At 47.9% G+C, this 10,246-nt stretch carries 10 protein-coding genes; 2 read left to right on the forward strand and 8 right to left on the reverse strand.

Annotated features, from left to right (window positions below; genetic code table 11):
• Nucleotides 1-18: 18 nt before the first annotated feature.
• A complete protein-coding gene (locus AAHB90_RS18495; RefSeq protein ID WP_342086679.1) occupies nucleotides 19-378 on the reverse strand; it encodes a helix-turn-helix domain-containing protein in 360 nt (119 codons plus the stop codon).
• Entirely contained in the window at nucleotides 356-562 is a 207-nt protein-coding gene (locus AAHB90_RS18500; RefSeq protein ID WP_342086680.1) for a type II toxin-antitoxin system HigB family toxin, read from the reverse strand. Before AAHB90_RS18500 ends, AAHB90_RS18495 begins: the two co-directional genes overlap by 23 nt.
• Nucleotides 563-746: 184 nt before the next feature.
• Here AAHB90_RS18500 and AAHB90_RS18505 point away from each other — a divergent pair, with 184 nt between their 5' ends.
• The gene (locus AAHB90_RS18505) at nucleotides 747-1,826 is read left to right on the forward strand and encodes a DUF2652 domain-containing protein (RefSeq protein ID WP_342086681.1); all 1,080 of its coding nucleotides are present in this window, start codon (nucleotides 747-749) and stop codon (nucleotides 1,824-1,826) included.
• A gap of 78 nt (nucleotides 1,827-1,904) precedes the next feature.
• Here AAHB90_RS18505 and rimK read toward each other — a convergent pair whose 3' ends face one another.
• From rimK to AAHB90_RS18535, 6 genes are all read right to left on the reverse strand, one after another.
• The gene (gene rimK, locus AAHB90_RS18510) at nucleotides 1,905-2,807 is read right to left on the reverse strand and encodes a 30S ribosomal protein S6--L-glutamate ligase (protein ID WP_342086682.1); all 903 of its coding nucleotides are present in this window, start codon (nucleotides 2,805-2,807) and stop codon (nucleotides 1,905-1,907) included.
• Nucleotides 2,808-2,853: 46 nt separating this feature from the next.
• The gene (locus tag AAHB90_RS18515) at nucleotides 2,854-3,324 is read right to left on the reverse strand and encodes an ATP-dependent zinc protease family protein (RefSeq protein ID WP_342086683.1); all 471 of its coding nucleotides are present in this window, start codon (nucleotides 3,322-3,324) and stop codon (nucleotides 2,854-2,856) included.
• Nucleotides 3,321-4,439 (reverse strand): DNA polymerase III subunit, encoded by a 1,119-nt coding sequence (locus AAHB90_RS18520; protein WP_342086684.1) that lies wholly within the window; start codon nucleotides 4,437-4,439, stop codon nucleotides 3,321-3,323. The genes AAHB90_RS18515 and AAHB90_RS18520 overlap by 4 nt, the downstream gene beginning before the upstream one ends.
• A 34-nt stretch (nucleotides 4,440-4,473) precedes the next feature.
• Nucleotides 4,474-5,667, reverse strand: coding sequence for a putative sugar nucleotidyl transferase (locus AAHB90_RS18525; RefSeq protein ID WP_342086685.1), 1,194 nt, complete (start codon nucleotides 5,665-5,667; stop codon nucleotides 4,474-4,476).
• A gap of 154 nt (nucleotides 5,668-5,821) precedes the next feature.
• Nucleotides 5,822-6,064 carry a type B 50S ribosomal protein L31 gene (locus AAHB90_RS18530; protein WP_015812727.1) on the reverse strand — a complete coding sequence of 81 codons (243 nt, stop codon included), beginning with the start codon at nucleotides 6,062-6,064 and terminating at the stop codon, nucleotides 5,822-5,824.
• A gap of 130 nt (nucleotides 6,065-6,194) precedes the next feature.
• Nucleotides 6,195-7,106 carry a sugar phosphate isomerase/epimerase family protein gene (locus tag AAHB90_RS18535; RefSeq protein WP_342086686.1) on the reverse strand — a complete coding sequence of 304 codons (912 nt, stop codon included), beginning with the start codon at nucleotides 7,104-7,106 and terminating at the stop codon, nucleotides 6,195-6,197.
• Between the two features lie 439 nt (nucleotides 7,107-7,545).
• Between AAHB90_RS18535 and AAHB90_RS18540 the strand changes: the two genes are divergently transcribed.
• On the forward strand, nucleotides 7,546-9,990 hold the full coding sequence (locus AAHB90_RS18540) for a ribonucleoside-diphosphate reductase subunit alpha (protein WP_342086693.1): 2,445 nt from the start codon (nucleotides 7,546-7,548) through the stop codon (nucleotides 9,988-9,990).
• Nucleotides 9,991-10,246 lie beyond the last annotated feature (256 nt).

Here is a 10,246-nt window from a genome sequence, read left to right on the forward strand (position 1 = left end):
GTGAGGCCTGCTAATGTCTTAATAGGCCTGTATTAAAATTTCCGCAGGGATATGAAGCCTTTCGCTCAGCCTGCGGATCATATTTAAATTCAATTTTCTTTTGCCAGACAATATTTCTGATTTCCGTGAACGGTATCCCAGTATATCCGATAGTTCGTTTTCAGATACGCCCATCTGCTCCAACCGGAAACGAATAGCTTCCAATGGGCTGGGTTTTGGGATAGGGAAATGCACCGTTTCGTACTCTTTCACTAAAATCGAAAGCACTTCCAGTTCATCCGATTCGCTTGAATCCGGCATGATATCGGTCTGCATCAATTCATAAATGCGCGCCAGATAGTTTTCGTACTGTTCTTTATTTTTGATTGGTCCGATCATAGCTCACTTTTCTTGCGTCGATTCTATCATACTCTTCATGAGATCCAAACCAGATAACAAACACGATTTGCAACCTGAATTCAATATCGACAATCAGTCGATAATGGTTGCCATGAATATTGAATACAACGAATGCGCATCTCTTCCGCAAAGATAAGGGATTGTTACCATTTTGGTTACGCATTTTGGCTTAAAATGGAGCGTTGATCGTTGCAGTTCAGAAGGAACCAGTCCGGGCTGCGAAGGTATGGTATTACTGATAAACCAGCCAGTGAAATCTTACAGTTCCTGAGTTCAGCACTTTGGATTTCGCTTTTAGTACAACGACTGAAAAAATACCGTAAATTCAGCTTGTCAACATAATTACCATGGAAAATAAAGGCTTGATATTCATTCCCGACATCAGCGGCTTCACGCGGTTCATGCATGAAACAGAGATTGAGCATGGCCGGCATATTATTCAGGAGTTGCTGGAAACGCTGGTGAATGCGAACCAGATCGGCCTGGAGATTTCCGAAATCGAAGGGGATGCGATCCTGTTTTTCAAATTCGGGAAGGCGCCGGAGCTGGAAGCGTTGTACAAACAAGTGGAGAAGATGTTCTGTGATTTTCACAAATACCTGATCGCTTATGACAACCGCCGGTTTTGCCAATGTAAGGCCTGCATTTCGGCGGTAAATCTCACGTTGAAAGTGGTGGCGCATTACGGCGAGTTTACGACTTATCAGGTCAAGAATTTCAGGAAACTGATAGGGAAGGACATTATCGTCGCGCACCAGCTTCTTAAAAACGATATCGAGCAGCACGAGTACTGGCTGGTAACGCAAAACCTGCTGAACGGGCAGAATCCGGATGATTTTACGGATTGGATGCAATGGTACCCGGGCTCTAAAACGACTGAAAACGAGCAGATACCTTTTCAATACACCCAAATAGGGTCGCTGAAAGACAGCATTCCGCCCTACGAACCGCCCTCATTGGAGCCGAAGGAGAAGGTGAAAATGCTGTCGGTTTCAAGAGAATATGATACGGACATAAAAAAGGTATTCTTCACCGCCGGTCACCTGGAACTGCGTCACCGCTGGCAGGACGGCTTAAAATCCATTGAAGAGCTCGATCATTTTCTCCCGGGCATAGGCTCGCGCCACCGGCGTATTCGTGAGGACGGCGAAACGATCATGTATGCCAGCGGCTTCTCGTACGATCCCGAATCGCGGGTCGTTTTCAGCGAATCCGACGAAAAGCTTACCAGTACGGTCTGTTTTGTGCTCGAAAAGCTGGCCGAAAACCGTACGCGCCTCAGTTTGGAATACTATCTTAAAAAAGACCCGCTGAAACAACTTGCATTCAGGTTTTTCAACAAGGACAAAATGGAATCCGAATTCCGGAAATCACTGGCAAATCTGGAAAAATTACTCCCCGAAATCACCATCCCCGTCGATTTTTAGACCATCCGGCAAGCTCACCAGGTCATTGCCGGCCACCCGCTCAATCATTAGTCATTCAATCATTCAGTCATTCAAGCATTAAACCCCAACCGTATCTCCTTCGTCAGTCACAATCTTATCCTCAATGTAAGACACGATGAGCGATGCGATGTCGATCCCGCTTACCTCTTCGATCCCTCGCAACCCGGGAGAAGAGTTTACTTCCATTACAAGCGGCCCGCGTGCGGATTGCAGCATATCTACACCAGCGATTTTTACTCCTAATGCCTTTGCTGCCGAAATGGCCGTATGTTCTTCTTCCGGTGAAAGTTCGATCATGCAGCCGGAGCCGCCGCGGTGGAGGTTGGAGCGGAAATCGCCTTCGGCGCCCTGACGTTTCATGGCGGCGATTACCTTGTTACCAATCACGAATGCGCGAATATCGGCCCCTTTGGATTCTGCCACATATTCCTGTATCAAGAAGTTGGCCCTCAGGCCGTAAAATGCTTCGATGGTCGATTTCGCTGCTTTGGTCGTTTCGGCGAGTACCACGCCTACGCCCTGCGTGCCTTCCAGCAGCTTAATGATCACCGGCGGGCCGCCGACCATGTGGATAAGCTCGTTCACCTGGGCGGGATTTTTGGCAAAAACGGTCTTTGGAATGTCGATACCGGCCTTCGCGAGTACCTGCATGCTGCGCAGCTTGTCGCGCGAGCGCAGGATCGCCTGGGATTTGACAGTAGTAAATACCTTCATCAGTTCGAGCTGGCGAACAACGGCGCAGCCGAATGCATTCACCGATGTGCCGATCCTCGGAATGGCGGCATCGATGCCGCTAACCGGCTTTCCTTTGTAAATGACAGTCGGCTTCCCACCTTCGATCATGACAAAGCATTTGACGTGGTCGATCACAACCGCTTCGTGTCCCTTTTGTTTGATTGCCTCCACCAGACGCCTGGTTGAATACAGGTCCGGATTGGTGGATAATACGGCGATTTTCATAAAAATGTTTTTAGAAAATGTGGAGGTCGGGCTACGCGCCTCGGACTTAGGTCTGGGGTAGTTTTTGGGAACGAGTTGGTGCCAGCGAATGCCTTGCCGCCGACAGGTTCTTTTTGGAAACGTCCACTATGAACCTGTTTTTAAGCAGTTTTCGCCCGAGTAGTATGGGGTAACTCATTTTCTGCCGGTTGGCCAGCGAAAATTCGGTACGTATTTTTCTGCCGAAAAGCCTGATTGGTGTCTTGATCACGAACCGTTTTTCTTCCTTTCCAAAGGAATTTCTGACCACGGTTTGTTTGAATTCGGTTACTATAAAGAAATGTTGAGGTGCTCCGCGCTTGGCGTCGAGGTAAACATGCAATTCCTGTCGGCCGTCGGTTTCTACCAGTTTCACGCGGGAACAATGGATAGCCGAAGTGGCCGCACCGGAATCGACCCGTACCGGCACATTATGCCAGCCGAGTTCCGGCAAATCTGCCACATCGGTCGCGCCGATAATTTCCAATGGACGTTTCATCTGCGCTGGAAAAACTGGGCGACCGTCAGCGACAGGTCCAGAAACACCATTTTGGCCCGCACGTTGCGTTCAATGTGGTAATAGGCCGTATTCACTTCCCCGATCATCCTTTCCAGCGACTCGAAATTGACAGTTTTGGAAAAATTCTGCACGAAAGTAAGCTCTTCCTGCGGAACACGCAAAAGCTCGCCGGCGCCGTGGCTCCATACGAGCATGTCCCTGAACAACCGCAATGCATATTCGAGCAAGCCTTTTTGCTTTTCCTTGCTCATGACATCGTAGTTATCCGCAAGTTTGACCAAATGTGCCACATCGAATTTATAGGACGAGCGCATCCAGTCGGCGAACCATGCCGAGCGGTCATCCTGCTCTTCCTGAACGAGTTTTAATGCTTCGGCCATATTGCCATCGCACAGGTAGGCCACCTGGTTGGCCACGGTATCTGTAACTTCGCCCTGTTTCAGATACGATTTGATTTCAGAATCTGTGAACGCCGGAATGGTAATACGCTGCGTCCGAGAAATGATGGTCGTCAACAACTTGTCCGATTGATCACTTACCAAAAGGAACAATGTTTTTTCAGGCGGTTCTTCGAGAATTTTCAAAATCGCATTGGACGACGCTGCATTCATAATGTCGGCCTTCCATATCAGCAGGATCTTGTATTCGCCCTCGTAAGCTTTGACGGACAATTTCCGCAAAATCCCGCGCGCTTCTTCTACCGAAATGTTTCCCTGCTTGTTATCCGCACCGATATGATCGAGCCAGTCGGGGAGAATACGATAGGGGTTTTCCAGCAAAAACGAACGCCAGAGAGGCAAAAACGCTTCACTGGTCTTGCCATCGACCTTTTTGGAAGTAGCGATAGGAAATATGAAATGGAAATCGGGATGGATCAGCTTGCTCATCTTCGCACACGACGCGCAGGTACCGCAAGCATCTTCCTCGGTCCGGTTTTCGCAGTTAATATAGGTAGAGAATGCCAGTGCCATCGCCAGCCCTGCGCCTCCCGTAGGGTAGTCGAAGAGCTGGGCGTGGGCCAGATGGCTGTTCCGGACCGAGCGCCGCAATGTCGCCTTAATACTTTCAAGTCCCGGAATATCTCTGAAAAGCACGATCTAAATCAATTAGTAAAAATGGGTAAAATGCCTACTGGCTGCGCTGATTTTGGGTGTTTTCAAAAACCGCACGCATGATATCCTCTTCTGTTTGCCCGAATACAATGCCTCTGCGGCTCACGGTATCTTTCGCTACCGCCACGGCTTTTTCGAAACGGTACCCGCAATAACCCTCGGCCGCTCCGCCCCAGGAGAAGGAGGGAACATGCTTGGCCTGGAATCCGGCACCGAATACATTCACACTTACGCCAACAACGGTTCCGGTGTTGAACATGGTTGAAATTCCCGCTTTGGAATAATCTCCCATCATCAATCCGCAGAACAGCAGCCCGGTGTCATCCAATGCATTGCTGGCATAGCTATGCAGCTTGACATTCGTATGGTCGTTTTTTAAGTTGGAGTTATTGGTATTGGCCCCAAGGTTACACCATTCTCCCAAAACTGAATTGCCCAGGTAGCCGTCATGGCCCTTATTGCTATACCCAAGCACGACACAATTGCTTACTTCGCCACCGACTTTGGATGACGGCCCTACGGTAGTATTGGGCCTGATTTTCGTCCCCTGTGCCAACACACCGTTTTCGCCAATGGCAAACGGCCCCTGGATCATCGAACCTTCCTGGATCAATGCGTTTTTGCCAATATAAATAGGGCCGTTCTCTGCATTCAGAATGGATGCTTTGATTACCGCGCCTTCTTCCACAAATATATGCTCTTGTTTATAGCAATGCGTAAAGGGGTCGGTGATGCCTGCCGATTTTCTAACGGAGGCAATGCGCTCATAATCGGTTTTGATTTGTGCGCCGTTCTGGCCGAAAATGTCCCACACGTTGCGGATCATCGTAAATGGTTCGGTATACTCCACAACGGAAAGGCCTTTGGTGCCTTCGGAAGCTTTCCAGGCGGAATGTGTACGTGCCGCCAGGATCTCTCCTTTATCGGACACGAGCGCATTGCCGTGTGGCAAGCCCTTTACAATGCCGGTCAGGTGGTCGTCGGGGCAGAGTGCTCCGTTGATAAACAGGTTATCGTCAGAAATGTGCTCCGGATATTTGGTGGCCAGATAAGCCTCCGTCTGAAACGAAACGGTAGAGTGGCATCTGTCGGCCCATTTTTCGGCCAGTGTGTGAATGCCGCACCGGATGCCGGCGACGGGTCTCGTGTATGTAAAAGGTAAAAGCTGGATTCTAATCTTTGGATCGTCGAACAGAATGGTATTGGGCATATATTAAGACGTATGTGCTCGCCAAAGTTCGGGCATTTTATTGGTTACGGCAAAAAAAGAAGCAGTCTCCCGAGCATATTTGTCGGGAGACTGCCATCGTATTTTTTCGTTCTCCTGCCGTGTTCGACCACGCAGATGAAAGTCAATGCGTCGCTTATTTTCCGTAACGCTTTCTGAACTTGTCAACGCGACCAGCTGTGTCAACCAGTACGTTCTTACCAGTGTAGAAAGGGTGTGACTGCGAAGAAACCTCGACTTTGTATACAGGGTAGGTTTTGCCGTCTTCCCATGTAATGTTTTCAGAAGTTTCTATGGTTGAGCGAGTAATGAATTTAAAGTCGCTTGATAGATCCCAGAAAACTACTTCTCTGTAATTGGGATGAATATCTTTTTTCATTGGTATATGGTATTATGTTTTTCGATACGGTTTTCAAAAGGATTGCAAAAGTAAAAAATCCTGATTAGTAAATCAAGCATTGAAACCGTATCTTTTTTAATATTAATACAATACATCTAAAATTAACGTCCTAAACTTCACTGAGTTGCTGTTTGAGCACTTCGACGCCGCGTTTTGCCTCTTTCTCGAAATCGGTGTACACGAAGCATTCGATCGAAAGCCCGCCTTTGTAGCCGATTTTCTTCAATGCACCCAGATAAGCCCTGAAATCGTCGCCCTTCACGCCCGGCGGAGTGCGTTTTTCCTTCTCGGCAATGTGGCAATGCACGATATGCTTGCCGTATTTAATGATCTCCGAAGCGGGTTCGTCTTCCTTTAGCATATGGTAGATATCGCAAAGCAGCTTCACGCGCGGGCTTTTGACCGCATCTACAATCTCGACGCCCTCTGCCAGGCTGTTGATAAAGTTGGTTTCTCCCCGGTTAAGCGGCTCTACTGCAATAGTAACCCCATATTTTTCGGCCATAGGAGCCATTTTTTGGCTTAATTCGATGTGCTGAACCTTTGCTTTCGCACGGTCGAAGCCTTCGGGAATGATCCTTGAAGCGCCGCTTCCAAACACGACAAACTGTGAGCCGCATTCCTTAGCGCGCTTCAAAACAGTTTCTGTTCTTTGAAGGATCGCTTCATGATTCGCTTCCGGGCCTAATGTTTTTAGGGCTGCCGGGAGCAGGATCACATAGGATTTGATGGGAAAGTGCTCGCTTTTGAGTTGTTGGAGGTTCTTTTCATAGCCGGCATCACCCCCTTCCGGGATCAGGAAGCCCGCTACGGACTCCTCTATATATGCGCATCCCGACTTTCTCAGGAAATCGGCTTTGTCATAGGCAGCATACACGCCTAAAGGAATGTTGTAAGATAGGCTCCCGGCTGCTTTGGCCATGGCCTCGGTGAGTGATCCTCCCAAAGCAAGGCCTGCCACCATGCCGGAGGTTGTTTTCAGGAATGTCCGGCGATCGGCCTGTTCGATAATTGTGCTCATAATTATATTGTTTAGCGTCTGTCAGTTAAATTTTTGTGGATAATTGCGAGCTAAGCTCTAATATAATGTTTACAAGTTTAGAATAATTATAAATAATACTTCTTACATTAAGGCATTGATTAACAGCTACTATTGATAGGTCATGTATTCTGTTTACAAAATTTTTCCTGAAAAAAGTTTGCAAAATTTGAAATGCATTTTTCTAAAAAATTTTTCTTTGGAACAATTTAGTGTAAGCTTTCCGTAAACAACTAGTTATTAGTTTCTTAACAATTTGGTAATTTGGACTATGCTGATGAGGCACGTTTTTGTAGAGAAATCGTGATTGCTAATCTGATTTCTTTAGTGTTATTTCAAGAGATTTTTAAAGTCATCTCCGACTGATCTTCCAACAATATACATCACTAACGTTCTATCAAACACCACATTACTTATGTCTATGTATGTCATAAAGCGTGACGGCCGCCGCGAATCTGTAAAGTTCGACAAGGTGACCGCCCGCATAGAGAAACTGAGCTACGGCCTGGACGCCGCTTATGTTCAGCCCGTGGAAGTAGCCAAGAAGGTTGTTTCCGGCATTTACGATGGCGTTACCACCGCCGAGCTGGATAACCTCGCTGCCGAAACCGCAGCTTCGATGACCACCAAGCACCCTGATTATGCAATCCTGGCTGCCCGCGTCGCTATCTCAAATCTCCACAAGAACACATTGAAGTCATTTTCGGCTACAATGAAGCGTCTTTATACATATGTAGACTCCAAAACTGGTGAAAACGCATCGCTGATCTCCAAGGAGGTCTACGAGGTGATTCGCCAGAATGCATCGCTCCTCGATTCTACTATTATCTATGACCGCGATTATTCCTACGATTATTTCGGCTATAAAACCCTCGAAAAGTCGTATTTACTGAAAGTTGAAGGGAAAATTGTAGAACGCCCGCAGCATATGCTGATGCGCGTAGCGATTGGTATTCACCAGGAGGACGTGCAGGCGGCCATTGAAACCTATCATTTGCTTTCGGAAAAGTGGTTTACGCATGCCACGCCTACCTTGTTCAATGCAGGTACACCAAAGCCGCAAATGTCGTCGTGCTTCCTGCTTACCATGAAAGAGGACAGTATCAATGGTATTTATGATACCCTTAAAAATTGTGCGTTGATCTCGCAGTCGGCCGGAGGTATCGGTTTGAGCATTCACGACGTCCGCGCGACGGGTACTTATATTAAAGGTACAAATGGTCAATCGAACGGTATCGTGCCTATGCTCCGCGTGTTCAACGACACGGCCCGTTACGTGGATCAGGGCGGCGGTAAGCGCAAAGGTTCTTTTGCTATATATATTGAACCATGGCATTCGGATATCTTCGATTTTCTGGATCTAAAAAAGAACCACGGAAAAGAAGAGCAACGTGCGCGTGATCTTTTCTACGCATTATGGATTCCGGATTTGTTCATGAAGCGCGTGGAAGCGAACGATACCTGGTCGCTGTTCTGCCCGCATGAGTGCCCGGGCCTTTCGGATACGCACAGCGAAGAATTCGAAAAATTGTACGAGCAATACGAGCGCGAGGGCAAAGCGCGTAAGACGATCAAGGCGCAAGACCTGTGGTTCGCGATTATGGAATCTCAGATCGAGACGGGTACTCCTTATATGTTATACAAGGATCATGCGAACAGCAAATCCAACCAGCAAAACCTGGGTACTATTAAGTCCTCGAACCTTTGTACCGAGATCATCGAATATACGGCCCCTGATGAAGTAGCAGTTTGTAACCTTGCTTCCATTGCATTGCCGAAATTCGTAGAGCAAGGTGCGGATGGGTTCATGCGTTTTGATCATCAGAAACTGTATGAGATCACGAAAGTGGTAACGCGCAACCTGAACAAGATCATCGACCTGAACTTCTATCCGGTTCCCGAAGCGGAGAAGAGCAACAAGCGCCATCGCCCGATCGGTATCGGGGTGCAAGGGCTGGCTGATGCATTTTGCATGATGCGCATGCCATTCGACTCCGATGAGGCTCGCCAATTGAACAAAGATATTTTCGAAACGATCTATTACGGATCCATGGAAGCATCGATGGAGCTCGCCATGCAGCACGGTCCATACGAAACCTGGGCAGGCAGCCCGATCTCACAAGGCGTATTCCAATTCGATATGTGGAATGTGACGCCGGACAGCAAGCGCTGGAATTGGGATAAGCTGAGAAAAGAAGTGGTACAAAACGGTGTACGCAACTCGCTTTTGCTCGCTCCGATGCCAACTGCATCGACAAGCCAGATCCTCGGCAACAACGAATGCTTCGAGCCATTCACTTCCAATATATACGTAAGAAGGGTATTGTCGGGAGAGTTCGTGGTTGTAAACAAATATCTGTTGAAAGACCTGGTTAGGCTTGGCTTGTGGAGCGAGGAAATGAAGAACAACCTCGTTCGCGCCAGCGGATCAGTTCAGGCGATTCCGAACATCCCTCAAAATATCAAGGATCTCTATAAAACGGCGTGGGAGATCAAGCAGCGTAGCCTGCTCGACATGTCGGCCGACAGGGGAGCATTTATTTGCCAGTCGCAATCGCTGAATATTTTTATGGAAGAGGCGAATTTCGGCAAACTGACATCCATGCACTTCTATGCCTGGAAAAAAGGCCTCAAAACCGGTATGTACTATCTGCGTACCCGTGCGGCATCCGATCCGGTCCAATTCACCGTCAGCAAGCAAGCGGAGCCTCAACTCGAACCTGCAATTGCTGTGGTGTCCGAAAAGGAACTCAATTATGCCCAATACGCGGAGGAGCACGCCAAGCCCGCAGCGCCACGTGATAACCGCTCCGATATGCAATGCTCGCTGGATGATCCGGAGGGTTGCGAGGCTTGTGGATCGTAATTAAGGTTAAAATCACGATAAACGAAGAGGTGTCTGATCATGGATCGGGCACCTCTTTCGCGTTCTGAGCCTATTGCTTTCAATTTCGGCAAATGCATTTAAGCTTTTAGGGAAATCTTTGGTGAGGCCTCGCCGGTCTATGTTGTATTAATAAATGGAAAAGTTGGACGCCCTGGAACCGGTTTTCTTCTACTTGAAATGCGCCAGAAAATGGAGGTGAAAAAACTTCAATTTTTTTACCTGTGTAGTTATTTCT

Origin of the sequence: Dyadobacter sp. OTU695 (genome assembly GCF_038440355.1) — a bacterium.
GTDB lineage: Bacteria > Bacteroidota > Bacteroidia > Cytophagales > Spirosomataceae > Dyadobacter.

Excerpts from the sequence above, each read along its gene's own strand:
- AAHB90_RS18525 (WP_342086685.1), bottom strand. The coding sequence starts at position 5,667 with ATGCCCAATACCATTCTGTTCGACGATCCAAAGATTAGAATCCAGCTT.
- AAHB90_RS18530 (WP_015812727.1), bottom strand. The coding sequence starts at position 6,064 with ATGAAAAAAGATATTCATCCCAATTACAGAGAAGTAGTTTTCTGGGAT.
- AAHB90_RS18500 (WP_342086680.1), bottom strand. The coding sequence starts at position 562 with ATGCGTAACCAAAATGGTAACAATCCCTTATCTTTGCGGAAGAGATGC.
- AAHB90_RS18535 (WP_342086686.1), bottom strand. The coding sequence starts at position 7,106 with ATGAGCACAATTATCGAACAGGCCGATCGCCGGACATTCCTGAAAACA.
- AAHB90_RS18495 (WP_342086679.1), bottom strand. The coding sequence starts at position 378 with ATGATCGGACCAATCAAAAATAAAGAACAGTACGAAAACTATCTGGCG.
- AAHB90_RS18515 (WP_342086683.1), bottom strand. The coding sequence starts at position 3,324 with ATGAAACGTCCATTGGAAATTATCGGCGCGACCGATGTGGCAGATTTG.
- rimK (WP_342086682.1), bottom strand. The coding sequence starts at position 2,807 with ATGAAAATCGCCGTATTATCCACCAATCCGGACCTGTATTCAACCAGG.
- AAHB90_RS18540 (WP_342086693.1), top strand. The coding sequence starts at position 7,546 with ATGTATGTCATAAAGCGTGACGGCCGCCGCGAATCTGTAAAGTTCGAC.
- AAHB90_RS18505 (WP_342086681.1), top strand. The coding sequence starts at position 747 with ATGGAAAATAAAGGCTTGATATTCATTCCCGACATCAGCGGCTTCACG.